At 40.9% G+C, this 20,479-nt stretch carries 12 protein-coding genes and 1 pseudogene; 11 read left to right on the top strand and 2 right to left on the bottom strand.

Annotated elements, in window-relative coordinates:
• The first annotated feature begins 53 nt into the window (after positions 1–53).
• The 5 genes from RB604_RS01280 (at position 54) to RB604_RS01260 (ending at position 14,752) form a co-directional block, all read left to right on the top strand.
• On the top strand, positions 54–3,014 hold the full coding sequence (locus RB604_RS01280) for an MGH1-like glycoside hydrolase domain-containing protein (RefSeq protein ID WP_005934190.1): 2,961 nt from the start codon (positions 54–56) through the stop codon (positions 3,012–3,014).
• Positions 3,015–3,124: 110 nt separating this feature from the next.
• Positions 3,125–9,757 carry a discoidin domain-containing protein gene (locus RB604_RS01275; RefSeq protein WP_055295343.1) on the top strand — a complete coding sequence of 2,211 codons (6,633 nt, stop codon included), beginning with the start codon at positions 3,125–3,127 and terminating at the stop codon, positions 9,755–9,757.
• Positions 9,758–9,838: 81 nt separating this feature from the next.
• Complete coding sequence (locus tag RB604_RS01270) at positions 9,839–11,665, top strand: GDSL-type esterase/lipase family protein (protein ID WP_229103626.1); 1,827 nt, start codon at positions 9,839–9,841, stop codon at positions 11,663–11,665.
• Positions 11,666–11,836: 171 nt separating this feature from the next.
• Positions 11,837–13,330 (top strand): 4Fe-4S binding protein, encoded by a 1,494-nt coding sequence (locus RB604_RS01265; RefSeq protein ID WP_055295396.1) that lies wholly within the window; start codon positions 11,837–11,839, stop codon positions 13,328–13,330.
• Between the two features lie 27 nt (positions 13,331–13,357).
• Positions 13,358–14,752, top strand: a complete 1,395-nt coding sequence (locus RB604_RS01260) for an aldo/keto reductase (RefSeq protein WP_055295339.1) — start codon at positions 13,358–13,360, stop codon at positions 14,750–14,752.
• 49 nt (positions 14,753–14,801) lie between these two features.
• On the opposite strand, the gene RB604_RS01255 is transcribed toward RB604_RS01260, so the two are convergent.
• Positions 14,802–15,254, bottom strand: coding sequence for a copper resistance protein NlpE (locus RB604_RS01255; protein WP_007482579.1), 453 nt, complete (start codon positions 15,252–15,254; stop codon positions 14,802–14,804).
• A 104-nt stretch (positions 15,255–15,358) separates the two neighbouring features.
• Between RB604_RS01255 and yaaA the strand changes: the two genes are divergently transcribed.
• The 3 genes and pseudogenes from yaaA to RB604_RS01240 form a co-directional block, all read left to right on the top strand.
• Positions 15,359–16,132, top strand: coding sequence for a peroxide stress protein YaaA (gene yaaA, locus RB604_RS01250; RefSeq protein ID WP_007482576.1), 774 nt, complete (start codon positions 15,359–15,361; stop codon positions 16,130–16,132).
• A gap of 9 nt (positions 16,133–16,141) precedes the next feature.
• Entirely contained in the window at positions 16,142–16,693 is a 552-nt protein-coding gene (locus tag RB604_RS01245) for a sugar O-acetyltransferase (protein WP_005934174.1), read from the top strand.
• Positions 16,694–16,773: 80 nt separating this feature from the next.
• Positions 16,774–16,878: pseudogene (locus RB604_RS01240) on the top strand (AAA family ATPase); the annotation flags it as partial.
• A gap of 96 nt (positions 16,879–16,974) precedes the next feature.
• On the opposite strand, the gene RB604_RS01235 reads toward RB604_RS01240, so the two are convergent.
• Positions 16,975–17,469: a hypothetical protein gene (locus RB604_RS01235; RefSeq protein ID WP_005934170.1), complete on the bottom strand. Its 495-nt coding sequence runs from the start codon at positions 17,467–17,469 to the stop codon at positions 16,975–16,977.
• Between the two features lie 1,065 nt (positions 17,470–18,534).
• On the opposite strand from RB604_RS01235, the gene RB604_RS01230 reads away from it, so the two are divergent.
• Genes RB604_RS01230 through RB604_RS01220 form a run of 3 tightly spaced genes read left to right on the top strand, consistent with a single transcriptional unit; the run spans position 18,535 to position 20,464 of the window.
• Positions 18,535–19,086 carry a UpxY family transcription antiterminator gene (locus RB604_RS01230; protein ID WP_005934164.1) on the top strand — a complete coding sequence of 184 codons (552 nt, stop codon included), beginning with the start codon at positions 18,535–18,537 and terminating at the stop codon, positions 19,084–19,086.
• A gap of 58 nt (positions 19,087–19,144) precedes the next feature.
• Complete coding sequence (locus tag RB604_RS01225; RefSeq protein ID WP_055295337.1) at positions 19,145–19,630, top strand: UpxZ family transcription anti-terminator antagonist; 486 nt, start codon at positions 19,145–19,147, stop codon at positions 19,628–19,630.
• A gap of 42 nt (positions 19,631–19,672) precedes the next feature.
• Positions 19,673–20,464, top strand: coding sequence for a polysaccharide biosynthesis/export family protein (locus RB604_RS01220; protein WP_055295334.1), 792 nt, complete (start codon positions 19,673–19,675; stop codon positions 20,462–20,464).
• Positions 20,465–20,479: the final 15 nt, after the last annotated feature.

Here is a 20,479-nt window from a genome sequence, read left to right as displayed (position 1 = left end):
AAATTAAAAATAGTGTGTTATATCTTAAATTATGAACCCCAAAAAAAAATGTTATGAGAAAACTATTAACTTTATTTTTATGCCTGTTTACTCTGATAGCTAAAGCTGAAGAGTTTTCTAAAATTTATGTGGTAGGTGCTGCTTTTGACTGTGGCTGGACTGCTGAAAAAGCTTATTTGATGGATGATGAGGGTAACGGTATTTTTACATGGACCGGAAAAATGAAACGCAATGATTTTAAATTTTTGCTGAAAACCAATCCGAATGATATATGGATTGACTGTTTGAATGCCGAAGTGGCGAATGAAGCTGTTGTGATCGGAAAAGAACATAAAATCCGGCATGTCGAAAATTCTCGTGTAACTAATGATGATTATAAATTTATCATGAATGACGAAGGATCGTTCAAGATTACGATCGATACCAGAAAAATGACTATGATTGTGACACCGGACGATTTGATTTCTGTTTCAGCTCTGGATGGTCGTGGAAAAAGAATCGTGAATATTTATTCGTGCAGTGGGAAAGCAAGTGATTCGGAGAATGCTTATAAATTGTTGTTAAATAAGGATGAAATAAACAATAATAAGAGTAATAAATGGGCGTATAAAGGTGATGATCCTTGGGTAATATTCTCTTTACCTGCTATTTATTCTATCAATAAATTTGGCTTTCGCGATGGAAGAATTTTAGAGACGGGAAGTGATGTCTATAATCTTCCGGAATATAAAGTATATGTTAGTACTACCGGAACAGCAGAGGCTGATTGGACAGAAATTATTCATGAGACTAATGTTGGTGATCTGGATACAAAAGTGAAACGGATTACTCCGGTAGAAGCGCGTTATATTAAGTTTGTACCGGTAAAAGATACCAGGGATTCTTATGTACGTATTTATGGTGTAGACATTTACGGATCATATGTCCGGCCACTGAATGAAGAAATAGTCAGTACAGGGAAAACGATAGTCGATTATCATAATAGTTGGAGTAATCGGGAAACACCGGCTAATATTATCGATGGAAATACAGATGCTGTCGATGGAGAAGATGCTAATAATCCTTGGGCTTTCGGAAAAAAAGAAGGTACGGATGGCTGGGTTGTGATCGACCTGGAGCAGGAATATGAAATCAATAAGTTCGCGTTGATCGATAGTGAAGAATGGTTGACAGGATATAAAGTATATGCATGCAGCTTTGCCGGTACGGATGAAGATTGGAAATTGGTTTTCGATGGAACGTTTGAAGCGATGCAGGTGCGTAAAGAAGGTGTACCGGCAGAACCTTTTGCCAGCCGTTTCCTGAAATTGGAAATTCCTTCGGAGTATCAAAAAGGATTGGCGCGTATCCGTGAATTCGAGGTTTATGGAAAACCGGCTGTTCAACCGGAAATCATATCTAATAATGCGGATCTGAAAGCTGCCTATGAATTAGCTTTATGGACAGTGAATATCAATACGACTCAAAATGGTATTCTGAATGCGGGAGCCCGTTATGATGGAAACTGGACACGCGATCTGTCTATTAATGTATGGAACGGTTTTCCGTTGTTACAGCCGGAAATCTCGAAGAATTCATTATTGCATTTATTGGAAGATAACGAACAAGAGTACATCGGTGCAGAATATTGGGATAAGATAATTTGGGTAAAAGGTGCTTATATGTACTATCAGATGACTGGCGATAAAGAGTTTTTGAACCAGATATTGAAGAGTGGGGTAAACACCATTCATCAGTTGGAGGAAATGAAGCGTGATAATAACCCTGTATATGATTCTCAATACGGGCTGTTTACAGGTCCTTCTGTATTTAATGATGGTATTGCCGGATATGAAGAGCCTGTATGGTCCGGTGATTCTAAGGGGGGAGCAGTTGTCAGTCATCCGGCACATAATAAAATAAAATGTTTAAGTACGAATTGTATTTATTATGAGGCGTATCGTTTATTGGCACATATCGCAACTATTTTGGGAGAAGAAGAGACTGCTACTGAAATGGAGAAGAAGGCTGAAAACTTAAAAACTAACATACGTACCCATCTCTTTGACAGAGAAACCGGTAAATTTAATTATCTGATCGATCAGAATGGAGATCTGCATTCATTCCAAGAAGGTTTGGGTAATTCGTTTGCAATATTGTTTGACATTGTATCACCGGCGGAGGCAGAGAAAATAATATCCCAAATGCAGGTTACTAAATTTGGCCTGCCTTCTATTTATCCGCATTTCAAACGATTCAGCGATGAAAAGCCGGGACGCCATAATATGATGATTTGGCCATTTGTAAATGCTTTCTATGCGGATGCTTGTACCAGAACCGGTGATTATGAAAGATTTACATTCGAACTGTTTAATTTAGTAGATCTTGGTTTAAATAAAGGTGGGAATGATTTTTGGGAAATTTATGATCCGAAAGACGGACATCCTGATGGAGGATGGCAGACCGGTAGCCATTGGGGGGGACTTCAACATCAGACTTGGTCGGCAACCGGATTATTGCGTATGGTTTGGTATGGTCTTGTAGGTATGCGTTTTGAGGACGAAAAATTACGTTTCGAACCATTTTTACCTGAAGAAGTCAATTCATTGGAACTTACCAGGTTGAACTATGGGAACATGATACTTAACGTTAAATTGGAAGGCGAAGGGAACCGGATCAAAGAGTTTAAGCTCAATGGCATTGCAATGGATACTCCTGAAATACCTCAAAACTTGACAGGAGAACAAACGGTTAGCATTGTTCTGGAAAAATCAAGTGGAGTCGGTGTTGCACAATTAAATCAGGATAATTCTTTTTTCACATTAACCCCTGATGAGGGAAGAATTAGAGTACAATTGAAAAATGATTATCGGGCTGACATAGTTACACTGTTTGATATGTCGGGAAAATCAATTGTAGTCAAAAAAAAACAGAGTGGAAACTTTCATATAGGGAGTAATCTTCATAAGGGAATTTATACCGTATCATTAGAATGTAATAAAGAAGTTTATTCGCAAAAAGTGATTATTCCTTGAAATTAATTTTAATGACTGTAGGAAAATATTTTAATGACTTATACAGGTCTGGCAGATATTTCGATAATTTGTCGGACCTGTAAATTCATAATTTTTAATTATCAAAAAACGTGAGGAAAATTACTGTATTTCTATTGCTATGTTGTATCGGTTGGTTGCTTTCAGCAAGGGCGGCCGATTCAGTAAAAAACACAAATAATGGTGTGTTGAAACAATCTGTTTATATTGATTTTGGTAAAAACAATGGTTTGGATGGAAATGTGACGGAAGGGCCGGATCAAAACGGGCATTATTGGAACAATGCCATAGAAACGGAATATGGAGAAACATTGGAACTGGTGAGCGGAACCAATGAGAGTACCGGATTTATTATGGAGATTACTAAAAAGTTTTTGGCCAATGGTATTCGTAATGGAGGACTTCTTGTACCGGACCAGACAGAATTAGGTGATTTGGCAATATCTACAGCCACACAAGATTATTTTTATATTGAGGGTGCGGGTGCTAATGGTAGTTTCCGCATTAAAAACTTGAACAAGAATCGTGCTTATAGATTTTATGTGTTTGGCAGTCGTGCGCAGACTGGAGATGAAGAACGTATAGGATATCTTTCATTTACCGGTTCAACAGGAAGTCATGGCACTTATCGTATGACGGGCAAAGCAATCGGAACTAATGGGGAAAACCAGAACACGGGTGATATTTATGTCACCGACTATATTTTTCCGGATTTTAAAGGGGAAGTTGACTTTCAATTAGCAATAAAATCCGGTGGCTTTGCTCATATTAATGCAATGAAGATAGAGGAATATGGAGAGGTTGATCCGTTGGCTGTGAAACAAGATTTTTATATTGACTTCGGACGCAGTGACGGAACGAACGGACATCATACAATCGGAGCCGATGTAAACAATCATTATTGGAATAACGCTTTTGAGAAAGATAATTTTACTGTTAGTAAGGGTGCGATGCTGAAGTTGGTAAATTCTGCCAATGTACCGACCGGGGTCGAGATGAAATTAGGATCAGGCTTCCGTTCCAACGGACGGTTGAATGGTGGCTTGCTTAATCCGGATGTGGCGCTTTTAGGGGATCTGGCCATTGAGACAGCTACAGAAGATTATATTTTTATTGAAAATGGAGGAACGGATATTCCGGGTATTATCGATTTCAATAATTTGAATCCGAAGTCCGGTTATCGTTTCCATGTATTTGGTTGCAGGGATACGGAAACAGATCGTATGGGACTTTTTACATTCTCTGGAGAGAATAGCAGTACCGGAACTTATAAAATGGGGGGAAAAAATAGTGGAGGGAACGGTATAAACCATACAACCGATCGTATTTATGTATCGGATGTTGTTTATCCGGATGCTAACGGCAGTATTCGTTTCAATATCGATCTTTATGCTGATAAGTTTGCACATATCAATGCTATGAAGATAGAGGAATGTACGAATGACCCTGTAATAAAAGCTACTTCAATCACTCTGACCGGACAAGATATTACGGAGTCTGGCCAGACTTCCCAGATACAGGCTCGTGTTTTGCCCGAAGGGGCCATCTTTCCGGCCATTCGATGGAGTGTAGATGACGAATCGATAGCTCGCGTTGATAATCAGGGAATTGTGTATCCGAAGACTAATGGGAAGGTGAAAGTCACCGCATCTATTGTATATGATGAAAAAACTCTGTCTGATGAAATTGAAATAAATATTAGTGGTCAGTTAGGTAGTGCTCATTTTACGGGTACGGCTGTAGAAGAAGATGCCGAGATGCAAATGATTACTGATTTACAGGGGACCATCACCAATCTCTTTGAAATATATACCTCTTTAAAGGGGACAGGTTCATTCAGTTTTTATCGTGACTTGGGTAATGATAAAAAAGTAGTGTATGGTAAAGGGAAAGCTGAAGGCTCGTTGATGGAAAATGGGGAGCCTATTCAAACGGATATTACAGGACCTGTACGCATTAGTATTGATCTGACCGACAATACCTATGAGATTTTGCCGATTACTTCCTTGAACATTGTGGGGACTTCCACTTCTACCGGTGCTGATGTAACGAAAGGATTGCCTTTAGAGTATCAGGGTAAAGGCATATGGGCTGCACGGTTGACATTGAATGGTGGTGATCCGAAGTTTAATTTTATAATAAATAAGGACGCAACAGAATGTTTGAAACGTATAAAGGGTACTAATCGGGTGGTTAAGCAATCACAAGGTGAATCGTATGGTATGTCATTAGAAGACATCCGTACCAACATGAATGGTGGTGAATTTTATGTAGAAGTCAATCTGAGAAAATATACTTATGCGGTAAGTTGCGGTGAAACAGAAGCGTTGAAGATTTCCTATATGGGCTCTTCGGTTGCTAACGGATCGGGAACACTGGATATGCATGGATATGCTTATATGTATACTCAATTGCTGACCAAACGTCATGAAGAAGGACGCGGTTTGGACTGGAAGACTTCAAATATTTCTATCGGAGGAAATACAACTGCTAATTTATTGGATCGATGGGAACGTGATTTATTGAGTAATTGCAGTAGTTATGTGATTTACGGGCTTTCGTTAGGTAATGAAGGTGTACATGACCGTGGCGAAGCGGCCTATAACAGTTATCGTGACGGCATGTTGCAAGCCATCAAACAAGCAGAGGATGCCGGAATCGTACCGGTTATGGCCAATAATTATACACGTGCCGATTACAATGAAAGCGATTATAACTATGTAAAGAAGCTGAATTTGCTGATACATGAATGGGATTTACCGAGTATCAATACGTTGGGAGCTATTGACGACGGTAAAGGCCGTTGGGCCAGTGGATATGAAAATGATGCATATCATCCCAATTCAGCCGGACATCAAGAATTCTGTTATGCTATAGTTCCTTCTTTATTTGATGCCTTGGAAGCAGGAAAACCATTGCCTAAACGTGTACAGGGGACATCCTGTGAGTTGGGAAGAACGACAACTTCCCGCCAGATCGAGTGGATACCGGAAGAAACGGTTCATCCATTTACCGTTTCATTTGATATCAATACAACAGGAACCGGTACGATTGCCTGGTTTGAGAATGAGAGTGGGAATGGCTTCTTCAAAATCAAAACAGACGGGACATTGGTTTACGAGTCTCCACTGAACGGGAAAATTCAGTCTGAGACAACTATCAACACAGGGGGGTGGAAACGTGTTACTCTGACTCATTATTATGCATGGGGAAATACGATATTGTATATCGATGATATAAAAGTAGGGGAGCTTCCGGAAAAATTATCTCCTAAAAAATTTGTTTTAGGTAGCAACTTAGCTCCGGATCAGATATTGTATCGTGAGTTGTTTTTTTGGCGTTCCGGGATGAATACTGAAGAAATTGCATATGTGAATCAAGGTAAGATGATGAAATCCAGCCTTGAAATTTATGCACCGTTAGGAGGTGATCGGTTTTTGGAAAATCTGGCACAGTCTACGAATGAGTTGGAGTTTGTTAATGCCGGTTTTACTATGGATCAGAAACTATATATAGATTTTGGAAAAGATGATGGTACCAATGGAAATATTACAGGAAAAGATACGAATGGAAATTTTTGGAATAATGCAGTGAAGACTGCGGCAGGTACGGAATACTCACTTGTCAATTCATATAATCAGCCGGTTGATTATAAAATGCATTTAACTACCGGTTTTTTGTCGAACGGCATTAAAAACGGTGGACTATTGGAACCGGATACCGAACTTTTGGGAGATTTTGCTATTAATACGGCGACTCAGGATTATTTTTTTATTGAAGAAAATAACGGAGCGGAAAAGGGAGGTATCGACTTTAAAAATTTGAAACCCGAAAAAGCATATAAATTTTATGTCTTCGGTAGTCGTTATGATACTAATGACAGAACTGGCTTGTTGACGTTTACCGGTACAAATTCTTATCAGGGTACTCATCAGATGGGAGGAGCTAACATTGCTGAGGGAGATATAACCGGGAATACAAAGAACCAGAATAATAATACGATTTTTGTATCTGAGGCTATTTATCCGGATGTTGACGGGACTATTCATTTTGAATTGGCGCGTTATGCCGGTAAGTTTGCTCATATCAATGCAATGAAAATTGAAGAGTACAGTGTAGCTTACGCATCCGGTACCTCACCGATTATTAGTACGACTCCTGCCGATGGTATGGGAGTACGTATAGCCAGAATTCATTCGGCTAGCGGTGGGTTTAATAATGAAGGGCCTGAAAATTTACTTCTTGATAAAAATGTAACTGGTAATGGGAATAAGAAATGGTGCTACAACAGCACTGATAATTTTGTGATTATAGAACTTTCCGATTACTATGACGTAGATAAATTTGTGATTGAGGATTGTAAAACCCGTGAACCGAATAATCCGAATTTGTCTGAGTATCATATTTATGTAAGTACTGCAGGGACATCCGATACCGATTGGAAAGAGGTGGTACATGAGATAAACCAGAGTGATGTGATGTATAAAGTCAAAGAGATTACTCCGGTGAAAGCACGTTATATCAAACTGGTACCTAAAATTAGCAGTAATACGGTACGTATTTATGGTTTTAAGATTTATGGACGTAAATCTTTCGATTCGGTTTATGAAAATGCTTTGATCAGTGTTGGAAAGCCCGTTATTATGCAGCAGGACGCTCCTAATGTACAGAATGCACCGGTAGCTTTGTTCGATGGAGAAATGAAGGCGGCCAATAGTAAATGGTCAACTTCTACCGCTGGTGATAAATCTGTGGTGGTTGATCTGAAAGATAATTATGCCGTTTCCGGTTTTAAACTGTACGATGCCGGTTCTGTAGATGGTAAAAATGAAAATATCAATGGGTATATATTGTCCGTAAGTCAGAATCTGTCGGATTGGGAAGTTGTAGAGGATGCAAATAATAAAGCCGATGAGAATATTAAAGAGGTGGAAGTGTCTCCGGCCAAAGTAGCTCGTTATATAAAATTGGAAGTCCCGGCCGACCGTTTGGGAACTTCCGGTTCGTTGAATCTGTACGAATTCAATATTTTCGGTAAGTTGGATGTCACTGCCAGTGATGCTTCCTTGTTGACTTTACAGGTTGAGGGAAATAGCTTGATGCCGGTTTTTGAAGCAGAACGTACTGTCTATTCGGTAAAGGTAGCAAAAGAGATAGAGAAAGTGAACATAAAGGCGGAAGCCAGAAATCCGGAATGTGAAATTGGTGGAGATTTGGGAGAAAAGTCGTTGATTTTAGGCGAAAATGATTTCTTCATTACAGTGAAGTCGGCAGATCGTATGGTCGAAAGGATTTATACGGTAAAAGTTTATCGTGCAGATAAATCCGCTATTGCCGGAATTGAGTCATTGAGTATTGAAGGTCTTGAGTTGGAACCTGATTTTAGCCCTTCCACTCATTTATATCGGATGGAAACAAAAGATTCCAAAGTGGTTGTTGCTGCTAAAGCTACCAGTGAATATGCAAGGATTAATGGCATCGGAAAAATAGAACTGACTGATGGACTGAATGAACTGAATGTAGAAGTGATTTCAGAAGATGGGAAGAACAGGGAGAACTATACAATCATGTTGTATAACACGAGTAATTTGCTGAGTGTGTCGTCTCCCGATGGCAAGGGTAAACGTATTGTCAACATCGACAGTTATAGCGGCATGACGGGCACTCACGAGAATCCTTTCAGGTTGTTGAGGGGTTGGAAAGAAAATTTGAGTGGTGACAATACGATGAAGTGGTGTGATACTTCTGCCGCTCCATTCATTATTTTTTCTTTGACCGGTATTTATACGATTAATCACATTGAATTCCGTGATTGTAAGATGGTAGAATCCGGTTGGGCGAATGTTCCCGGTTATTCAGTTTATGTCAGTACCACAGATACGTTGGATGGAAGCTGGACGGAAATAATTCGTGAAACGGGAGTCGCATCGATTAATGAGAAAGTGAAATCGTTTGATCCGGTAGATGCACGTTTTGTGAAGTTTGTTCCTTCTAAAGGTGATAATGCTGTTCGTATTTACGGATTCGACATCTATGGGCAGTTTAAGGAAGCGATTGACCGGAATGGCGTAATCAGTGTAGGGAAGACGATTTTGAATTGTTCTGCCGGAACCAATGATATGCTGACTGCAGCAAATGCCTTGGATGGACGGGAAGGTACCGTTTGGGAATTTACCAGAAGAACAGCAACCTTGGAAGTCGATTTAGAGGAGGTATATTCTATCGATGGATTTGCGTTGACGGATTCTCTGGACCGCATCAGTGGATATAAGGTTGCCGTTAGCCGGGATGGCGTAACTTGGGAGACTATAGCTGAAAAAACATTTGAGGATATAAATATAAAGAAGAAAGTCATCTTATTAGAGGAACCGGTGGATACGCGTTATGTACGATTGACCGTTCCCAGTACTGCACAGCGAGGAACTACTTGTATTAAGGAATTTGAGGTATACGAGTCGGGGGCATTGGTCGGTATTGAAAGTATTGACGATACAGCGGACTTGGATGATTTGCTCATTTGGCCGAATCCTGTATCCCGAGGAACTAAAGTGCATTTAAGCGGTAACGGTCATGTAAGCGTCTGTTCACTTCAGGGCATTTTAATAGCGGAATATTATTTTTCCGCAGATTGTGTGATACCGACAGATGGCTTAAAGGCAGGGATTTATATTGTACGGCTGGATAATGGAGAAGAAATAAAAACAGGAAAATTAATAGTGAAGTAAGAAAAACGTTCTGTGATTCTGTCTCCGGTCGGAATTATCCGGAGATAGGGTTATGGAATGTCTTATTGGGCCATAGAGATTATGAAAAGAATTTATTGGATTTATTGTGGAATATTCTTTCTGTTGGGAGAGATTTATTCTTTACCGGCATTTGCACAGAAGATAAAGATTGCATGTATTGGTAATAGTATAACCGAAGGAGTTGGAGCGTCATCCGGCTCGGCTACTTATCCATCTGTATTGCAACGTGATTTGGGTACTGAAAAGTACGAAGTCTCGAATTTTGGTGCAAGCGGGCGTACTTTGATGAAAAACGGCAAGGAATTTGACGGTACTGCTTCTTCTTATTGGGATCATGAGCGTTATCTGAATGCTTTGAAATATAATCCGGATATCGTGGTGATTAAGTTGGGTACCAATGATGCCAAAAAGATAAACTGGGACAATATCAAAGAACAGTATACCGGAGATTATGTTGCACTGGTAAATTCGTTTAAGGAGCTTGTCAGTAAACCGAAGATTTATATTTGTTATCCTCTTCCTCTTTTCGGACCCGGCAATTGGATTAATGAGGATAAGGTAATGACGGAAGAGATGATGCCTATGATTGATCAGGTTGCGAAGGAAACCGGTGCGACTGTAATAGACTGTCATACTCCGTTTGAGGGTAAAGGATATTTGACCGGTGATAAGATTCATCCGAATGATAAAGGTTATATTTTTTTGGCCGATATCATAGCCCGTAGTATAGCTCCGGAAGCAGATATTCCTGATCTACCGGACGATTTATTTATTCAAATTTCCGGATATGACAAGGGAGACTCCGGGGTCTTTATGGAATCATCCCTTGCGGGATTGAATATAGCTCCCTTGTGGGACAACGATGCCAAGACGATTTTGGAAACAGATTTTTCCGGTCAAACAGAGTGTTGGTTCTCGGTAGAATTACCTCGTTCTGCCGGTTTGAAAGCGTATGCGATAACCTCCGGAGAAGATGCTTCTAAAGCTCCTGTATCATGGAGACTGGAGGGACGTACTAAAACTTCTGCATCCTGGAGAACTGTCGATCGTCAGACAGATATTATATTTGCTGCGAATGAAACGAAGGTTTTTGATGAGAAAGTCAGTTTTACTCCTTATGATTATTTTCGTTTGAAAGTTTTGAAAGTAAACGGGAGTGACCGTTTAGCAATTGCAGAATTTCAGTTGTTTGGTTGTGACAAACCCTTACGAAGTTCTTTAATGGATCCGGAAAACGCTGGTATGATGAGTGCTCAGTTCAATACTCTTCCTCATGAGGGATATGGCAATTTGAGTGATGGAAATATTAATACAAAATTTTGTACGGCGATTTCCGAGGGTAATAGTATCTGGATACGGTATGACTTGCCGAAGGCAGTCAAAGTAGATGGATACGCTTTGATTTCTGCCAATGATTCTCCTGATCGTGACCCGGCAGAATGGATTTTATATGGTTCTATTGATGGCAAAAAGTGGGATAAACTGGATGTCAGAAACAGCCAGAAGTTTTTAGGACGCTATACTACACTGGAATATCCAATCGTATCTGATAAAGAATATAAAAGTTTTAAGCTTAACGTAACAGGGAAAAACGATTTATTTCAATTGGCTGAATGGCAATTGTTTGAAGCTTCTGATGGGGTGGGGATTCAGAAGAATATACTGTCGGAATTTACGATTTATTCCGATAATGGCGGCTTGTTGATTAAATCTCATGCAGATGTTACAGGATATTACGAATTGTTTTCAATTGCCGGCCAACGCTTATCCAAGGGGAAGATCGGACCTGGAACGACTCAGCGTGAATATCTGCTTTCCGGTACTTATTTGGTGTCATTAGAGATAAGGGGACAAAAAGAAATGCGAAAAGTGATTATTGGCCATTAGTGGATTTGTGTGGGAGAGAGGAAAAGGATACCTGATAACGGTATCCTTTTTTTATTGGAATCGAGTGAAATCGGTAATATTGGTATTAATATCTGTAATTTATATAGTAATCAACTGGATAAACATGTGTATTTTTGTACCGGATTAGTTGCTTTTTAAATGAAATTGCCCATGTTACGAAAAATTAGAGTCTCATTCGCTGTCTTATTTTTTGTGTTGATTACTTTGTTGTTTCTGGATTTCACCGGAACGGTCCACACGTGGTTCGGCTGGATGGCAAAGATACAGTTTTTGCCGGCGTTGTTGGCATTGAATTTGGGGGTCGTTGTGTTGCTTGTCCTCCTGACGTTTATTTTCGGACGCATTTATTGTTCGGTAGTCTGTCCGCTCGGTGTGTTTCAGGATATTATATCATGGATGGCTGGAAAGCGGAAGAAGAACCGTTTTCGTTATTCTAAAGCAGTAAGTTGGCTACGCTATGGGGTACTCGGAATTTTTGTAGTGGCATTAATCGCCGGTGTCGGGTCATTGGTCGCTTTATTGGCACCTTATAGCTCGTACGGACGCATTGCATCCAATCTTTTTCAACCTGTTTATATGTGGGGGAATAATTTGTTGGCATTATTGGCCGAACGTGCCGACAGCTATGCTTTTTATTCCGTGAATGTATGGATGAAGAGTTTGCCGACATTCATGGTTGCCATCGTATCCTTTGTAGTGATTGTAGTTTTAGCTTGGCGTGCCGGACGGACCTATTGCAATACGATTTGTCCGGTGGGGACTGTTTTAGGATTTATAGCAAGATACTCTTGGCTGAAACCGGTGATCGATTCATCGAAATGTGTGAATTGTAATCTCTGTGCCCGCAATTGCAAGGCTTCATGCATCGATGTTAAAGAACACCAAATAGATTATAGTCGCTGTGTGGCATGTATGGATTGTATCGGGAAATGTCACAAAGGCGCGATCAGGTACATACATCCGTCCGGTGAGAGAGTAAAAAAGACGGACGATAGGGTGACAGGTGAACAGATAGATAGGGCGCGGCGTAGCTTCTTTACGGCTACTGCTGTATTGGCTGCTACTGCGGCAATGAAGGCACAGGAGAAGAAAGTAGATGGCGGTTTGGCGGTGATCGAAGATAAAAAGATACCGGACCGGGCGACCTCGCTTACTCCTCCCGGTTCATTGAGTGCCCGTCATTTTGCACAACATTGCACCGCTTGCCAGCTGTGCGTATCGGTATGTCCGAACGAGGTGCTTCGCCCTGCTACCGGTTTGATGAAACTGATGCAGCCGGAGATGTCCTACGAGTGTGGGTATTGCCGGCCGGAATGTACCAAATGCGCCGAGGTTTGTCCCGCCGGTGCGATTTCTCCGATTACTCCGGCAGACAAGTCGGCTATCCAGATAGGGCATGCCGTTTGGATAAAGGAGAATTGTGTTCCGTTGACGGATGGGGTAGAGTGTGGAAACTGCGCCCGACATTGCCCGACGGGCGCTATCCAGATGGTGGCTTCCGAACCGGATTCTCCCGATTCGCTTAAAATCCCCGTAGTCAACACGGAACGCTGTATCGGGTGCGGTGCATGCGAGAATCTTTGTCCGGCACGTCCGTTCAGTGCTATTTATGTAGAGGGACATCTGGCGCATAAAATCATTTAAGAAAAGGAAAAAAGGGAGGAAATAAATATGGCTAAGAAGAATAGGAGAGAGATCGATCGTCGTGAATTTCTGAAAGTGCTGGGAGTAGGCACTGCAACTACTACAGCCGCCTTGTATGGTTGTAGCCTGAAGGACGGTTCGGTAACGGTGGCGGGTGGTTCTGGAAATACTCCTGCCGGTGAGATGACTTATCGCATTAATCCTTCTACGGGAGATAAGGTATCCATATTGGGGTATGGCTGTATGCGTTGGCCGACGGTGGTCAAAGGCGGCCAAGATGAGATAGATCAGGATATGGTGAATGAACTGGTCGATTATGCTTTGGCGCATGGAGTGAATTATTTTGATACGTCACCCGCCTATTGCAAGGGACGTTCGGAACATGCCACGGGTATTGCCCTCAGCCGCTATCCGCGCGATAAATATTTCATAGCCACTAAATTGTCGAATTTCTCACTGGATACATGGGGCAGGGAAGCTTCTATAGCCATGTATCATAATTCTCTGAAAGAGTTACAAGTAGATTATCTTGATTATATGTTGCTTCATGGCATCGGTATGGGCGGAATGGAAGCCATGAAAGGACGCTATCTGGACAATGGCATACTCGATTTTCTGGTCAGCGAACGTGCGGCGGGGCGCATCCGTAATCTCGGTTTTTCTTATCATGGAGATATCGAAGTCTTTGACTATCTGCTTTCCCGGCACGATGAAATAAAATGGGACTTTGTGCAAATCCAACTCAATTATGTCGATTGGAAACATGCCAAGGAGGTAAATTCCCGTAATACAGATGCCGAATATCTGTATGGAGAGTTGGTCAAACGCAATATTCCGGCCATTATTATGGAACCTTTATTGGGCGGTCGGCTTTCGAATGTTCCCAATCATATTGTTTCCCGTCTGAAGCAGCGACGTCCGGAGGACAGTGTCGCTTCATGGGCCTTCCGTTTTGCCGGATCACCGGAACATGTGCTTACGGTGTTGAGCGGTATGACTTATATGGAACATTTGCAGGACAATTTACGCACTTACTCACCATTAGTTCCATTGGCCGATGAGGATAAGGAATTTCTGGAAGAGACGGCACAATTGATGCTTAAATATCCCACGGTGCCTTGCAACGATTGCCAGTATTGCATGCCTTGTCCTTACGGTATCGATATTCCTTCTATCCTGATACATTATAATAAATGTGTGAATGAGGGAAATCTGCCCAAAAGCAGTCAGGACGAGAATTATCGTAAGGCCCGTCGTGCTTTTTTGGTAGGTTATGACCGCAGTGTGCCGCGTTTGCGTCAGGCGAACCATTGCATCGGATGCAACCAGTGTGTGCATCATTGCCCGCAAAATATAAAGATTCCCGAAGTATTACATCGCATCGACCGGTTTGCAGAGCAATTGAAGCAAGGTACATTGTAATAAATCCGGGAAAGTTGGCGGGCACACATCAGGTGGCGTAGCCTGGATGTCAGAATACTTTTTCCTGTTTCAATACGTACATGTCGGCAAGTGCCCCGGTAATGGGTTGTTTGTCGGCATCGAGTATCACTATCCGGCCTTCCTCTACTTTATAATACGACTTTTCGCCGTTTTTGGAAGTAGCGGTCAGGATATTGCCTTCTACCTTGAAAGTTCCTGTTTCATTGAACTCTCCGTCTTTCCGTTCAAGGTAGATGTATTTTTGTGTATAGGTACGGTCTTTATTAAAAATTAAGGTGACTTCTATTCCCGGGCAGTCTGCGGCCGGGATGGTTCCTTTGTATTCTCCGAAATAGTCGAGTGAGGTTTCTGCATTGTGCATGTCTGCCACCTGCATGGTATTTGCAACTACGTTGTCACTGTTAGCTGACTTTTTGTTGTTTGTGCATCCTGTTGCAATGATCATGCAAAATGCTGCTGCCAGATAAAGCTTCTTCTTCATGTTATTGTTATTTTTGTATAAGTAAAAAACAAAGATACAATTAAAAAGTTTAACTTTGTTCAAAAGTAATATTCGTAGTAAATCGTAAAATTGTAAATTTTCCCATGCTTATACTTCTATCTTGTGCCAAAACCATGAGTGATGTTTCGAAAGTAAAGGTTCCCTTTATTACACTTCCCCGTTTTCAGAAGGAGGCTTCGGAAGTTGCATTACGGATGTCTCAGTTTTCTGTGGAAGAACTGGAACGGCTGTTGCGGGTCAATTCGAAAATTGCCGTGGAGAATTACAAGCGTTATCAGGCTTTTCATGCGGAAGACACCCGTGAACTTCCGGCGTTGCTGGCCTACACCGGTATTGTGTTCAAACGTCTGAATCCTAAAGATTTCTCGGAAGCTGATTTCCGGTATGCCCAGGATCATCTGCGGCTGACTTCATTCTGTTACGGGCTGCTTCGTCCGCTGGATGCCATCCGCCCGTATCGTTTGGAAGGTGATGTGAAACTGCCTGAGCAGGGAGACCAAACGATGTTTTCTTATTGGCAATCGCGTCTGACGGATGAATTTTTAGAGGAGATCAAAGCCCATGGAGGAATTCTTTGCAATCTGGCCAGTGATGAAATGCGTGGTTTGTTCGATTGGAAACGTATAGAAAAGGAGGTTACGGTTATCACCCCGGAATTCCATGTATGGAAAAATGGTAAACTTGCTACTGTCGTTGTCTATACCAAAATGTCACGTGGCGAAATGACGCGTTTTATTTTGAAGAACCGGATAGAGTCTCCGCAGGATTTGAAATCTTTTCAGTGGGAAGGATTTGAATTTAATGAACGGTTGTCTGATGACAGAAAATTAATATTCACTAATGGAGTAATGGAATAATATCATCCTATGAATGAAGTAGAAAAAATGCGCAGTGGGCAGTTGGCCGACATGTCTGTGCCTGAGATGCAGGTACGTTTTGAAAGAGCGAAGAAATTATTGGCCCGTATGCGTGGGCTGAGTACCTATGACGGCGAATACCGGCCTTTGCTCGAGTCGCTTGTGCCGGGTATTCCTGCCACATCCGTTATTTGTCCTCCTTTCTATTGTGATCATGGTGACGGTATCCGGTTGGGCGAACATGTGTTTGTTAATGCCAATTGTACATTCTTGGATGGCGGGTATATCACTATCGGAGCACATACTTTGATCGGGCCTTGCGTGCAGATCTATACCCCCCATCACCCGGTGGATTATGTGGAGCGGCGTGAACCGAAAGAATATGCTTATCCGGTGACGATCGGGGAAGATTGCTGGATTGGAGGCGGGGCGGTCATCTGTCCCGGAGTGACTATTGGGGATCGTTGCATTATCGGAGCCGGCAGTGTAGTGACCAAGGACATACCGGCTGACAGTGTTGCAGTGGGGAATCCGGCACGGGTGATAAAGAAGTCGAAGTAATGCATTATTTGGTCACAGGGGTATCTTAAGTGAAAATTATCCTGTATATTTGTTGTAGAATAACTAATTGCGAATGAATTATGGCTAAGCTTTATCCGATTGGTATACAGAATTTTGAGAGTTTGAGGAATGATGGATACTTTTATGTCGATAAGACACGTCTGATCTACAAACTTGCGTGGACAAAGCACCCTATTCTTCACCTTGATTTTATAAAAGATAAGAATCTGTCAAGAGGTGCACATGTCTCCTTACATAACGGACATGTGCACCTTTTGACTTTACCGTTGCGTCACCATATTTTCATTCATTCTCTTTTTTCCTTCTTCCTCTATTTTCTTTCTCCATCTCTGAAATGCTTTCATGAGAGCATCTTCGTGTTTGTCGTCGATGTGATATTTATCCATAAATGATAGCAATGATTTTTTATACATGATGCCGTTCCGGAATTTATTTTTCAGCATCATGCTGTGTAGCTCTGTTTTCAGCATTGTTTCTATTTCTTCTTCAATGATAATGATGCTGTCGTGTCCCAGGTAATTGTATGTTTCAGGATCTTTCCCATATCTTGGGTCGGGGATTATGAGGGTCAGGTTTCCGGTTTCTCGCCACGACACATTCCTTGGTCGTTTAGCTGTGAGGTTTTTGATTACGTGATACAGGTTTTCGATACTTTTTAGCCTGATGGCATTGAACTCCGTGACTACGCTGTTTTGGTAGCGTACATACATGTAAGCCGCCAGATAGGGCTTTACATAGATGGTTGTAGTGACCATTCTGATTAGATTTTGATGTAACAATTCTTTTATCTTCGTGGCCGTCTTTGACGGTTGAATTCAGTGCCATTGTGTTGAGAAAAAATCAACACTTTTTGGAACTCTTTGGCACTTCTGTAAGAAGTTGTATATCAAATGGTTACAAGGTCTATATTTTTCTCATAGAGAATCGTTGCTTTTCTCTACGAGGAACGGGTCCTTTCTCTACGAGGAATCGATTGAATCTCGTAGAGAAACATGTGCTTTCATTAAATCCAAACTGCAAAAGTAAAATAAAATCTATTTTATATATTCTCCTGTTTTGGCTTGCATTCGTTGTTTTGTTGTAAAATATGGACGCGTTGCGGTATGTTTATTTATATCGCGCATGTGTATGAGCGAATGTTGGTAAAAGAGATGGCTTGTCCTGTTCGATTTATTAACTAAAATTAAACAAGGAGTTTTAAAATAAGGTTGAGCTTGTTTTGTTGGAAAAGTACGTGTTTTATTTATGCTTTCTGAATAAAAAAATATAGGCATTTATAGTATTTTAGAAAATACTATTTTTAATATATGCTGAGAATAAAATTGAGGGTTTAAATATCTGATTAAGAGCTGTTTGATTTTAGCGTCTTATTTGAAAAGTGTTTCAATAAACGTTCGTTTATTGGCACAAAAATATGTCCTTTTTTTTAATGTACAAAATATTTTTCAATAAAAATAATTTGATCATATTTTAAACGGAACATATCTTATTGATTTATAGCAGATTGTATTATATATGAAAAAATAATTAATTCGTTTTTAATTTAACCTGAATGGAGATAAAAGTCTTTCTAAAATAGTGTGCCAATAAACGAACGTTCATTGAAACACTTTTTGGTGTTAAGTAGTTTGTTTATAGTTATTTATGTACTAATTTAAAATGAAAATGGTACATAACACATATTTCCCCTCTTTATGTTTTGTCTCCTGCGATAGGGAAACTATTGAGGGCTAGTGTATCTGAAGAATTAATAATCCATTTTATACACGCTTGACCGGAAGGAGCTTCATTACCCCGGTGTCCCTAAAGAATATTCTATTGTGAACAAATCCACAGATATCTGTTGGTATCCGCTTCGTGTCACCTATAGTCGTGAACTACAGTTGAAGGAAGTGCTTGATGCCGAGTGTATAGAGAACTTCATCCCGATGCATTATGAATACGTGAAGCAGGGAGAACGTAAGATACGAAAGTTAGTTCCTGTAGTACATAACCTTGTGTTTGTCCACAGCTCTTTTGCTTGTATTGATCGTGTTAAACAGTCTCTTGGTTCTTCCTTATCTGTGCGTTATATCATTGATCGTGAGACGAATCGTCCTCTTATCGTTCCGGATTCGCAGATGCATAGCTTTATCGCTGTTTCGGGAAACTACGAAGAACAGATTGTTTATCTTGATCCGGCCCTTACCTCTTTACGGAAAGGAGATCGTGTGCGCATTATTGGTGGTGTTTTCGAAGGGGTGGAAGGAATTGTCATTCGTGTAAAAGGCGATCGGCGTGTTTCTGTTTGCATCAAGGGCATTATGGCTGTAGCCACTGCATATATTCATCCTTCTCTGATAGAGCTTATACCCGACGCTGCTTGTGAGTAAGAAGCCGGTTTATTCTCCAGCTTTTCATTGTTAATTATTTCATTGTAAATTTATATATATGTTGTCTTTTCAATCACAAATTGATACTTTGTACCGTATAACCCGTGATCTTCTTAATATGGGTTTTGACGGGACTCCTCTTTATTCCAATGAATTTTGTGCACTCAATACAGAAGTTTACCGTCAGGCTGAGGCGCTTTTTGTGTTGCGAGGTTCCAATGTTGAAGAAGAGGCACGGCGTTGCTATGTTTTATTGACGGCCTATCATGCTACCATCTATGATCATGGTAATAAAAATCTGAAAATCCAGTCTTTGCTTGACCGTAGTTGGCAATTGCTTGGACAGCTTTCTGCTTCTTTGCTAAAGTGTCAGCTTTTGGTGGCTTGTTATAGTGAAGTTTTTGATGAAGATCTGGCCCAGGAAGCACATGCAATTATGAACAGTTGGACCGGCCGTGAATGGACTAAGGCGGAATGTGAAGTTTCTGATTATTTGGAAAGTCTGGAAGCCAATCCTTGGCCTGATTGGGAGGTTGTGGAGTAAGATGTATTGTAAATTTTGCGGAATCATTTAATAGCTATTATAATGAGAATGAGATTTTTGAATAAATGTTTGCTGTGTTTGTTGGCGATTTTGGCATCCTGCTCTGCCCCCAAAGAGGTACTTTATTTGCAGGATATTGCTTCTCTGAAAGAGGAGGTTATTGATAAGAACTATGAGGTAATCATCCATAAGGATGACCTATTGGCTATTTTAGTGAATAGTAAAGACCCGGAATTGGCAATGCCGTTTAATATGCCTATGGTTAGTTTCCAGATAGGTAGTACTACTTCCGGACAACAACGCCTTTTGGGCTATCTTGTTGATCAGAATGGTGATATTGACTTTCCTATTTTAGGCAGACTCCATGTGGAGGGATTGACCCGTATGCAGGTGACGGAATTGATAAAACAAAAATTAATGAATGAGGATCTGATCAAGGATCCTATCGTCACTGTTCAGTTTTTGAACTTTAAAGTTTCTGTGATGGGTGAAGTAGCCCGACCAGGTACATTTGATATTTCCGGTGACCGCATTACTTTATTGGAAGCTTTGAGTATGGCCGGTGATTTGACTATTTATGGCCGTCGCGACCGTGTGGCTGTTATCCGTGAAAAAGACGGCAAACGGCGTATATTGTATCATGACCTTCGCTCTTCCGATATTTTTCAGTCTCCCTGCTATTATTTACAACAGAATGATATTGTGTATGTAGAACCCAATAAAGCCAAGACTGGTCAGAGCCGTATCAACTCCAATAATTCTGTGGGCGTTTGGTTGTCCGCCGTTTCGGTATTGGCTTCCATCACTTCGTTAATGGTAACCATGTTTAAATAATCCGGATATAAGAAA

The organism is Bacteroides salyersiae, assembly GCF_031172035.1.
Lineage (GTDB): Bacteria > Bacteroidota > Bacteroidia > Bacteroidales > Bacteroidaceae > Bacteroides > Bacteroides salyersiae.
The sequence above is the reverse complement of the archived record's forward strand: the minus strand, read 5'-3'. Positions and strand labels throughout refer to the sequence as shown.